Raw genomic sequence first — 330 nt, forward strand, 5'->3', positions numbered from 1 at the left:
CTGTCGTTAAAGATATACGATACACGATCTGACGGATATTTAATATCAATTGGCACATAGGTACAACCAGCTTTGAGTACGCCTAACATACATACAATACTTTCAAAGCTTCGATCTAAGAAAATAGCAGTTACATCATTGGGTTGCATTCCTTTTTCAATCAAATAATGAGCAATTTGATTAGAATAATGATTTACCTCTTCATAGGTATATGAACTATCCTCAGTAGAAATTGCAATTGTTTTGGGTGTTCTATACACTTGCTGATAAAACCGTTCCTGTATAGAAGAGTATGGTGGCAGTGCCATACACGTATCATTCAATTTTTGG

The 330-nt window shown here is 34.8% G+C and carries 1 protein-coding gene; it reads right to left on the bottom strand.

Going from position 1 to position 330, the window contains the following annotated elements; translation table 11 throughout:
- Nucleotides 1-308, bottom strand: a 308-nt coding sequence (locus ACP3VS_RS24380; RefSeq protein ID WP_426390310.1) for an AMP-binding protein, incomplete at its 3' end; no start/stop codon positions are given.
- Between the last annotated feature and the right edge of the window lie 22 nt (nucleotides 309-330).

Origin of the sequence: Lysinibacillus sp. VIII_CA (genome assembly GCF_049943995.1) — a bacterium.
Taxonomy (GTDB): Bacteria; Bacillota; Bacilli; order Bacillales_A; family Planococcaceae; genus Lysinibacillus; species Lysinibacillus pinottii.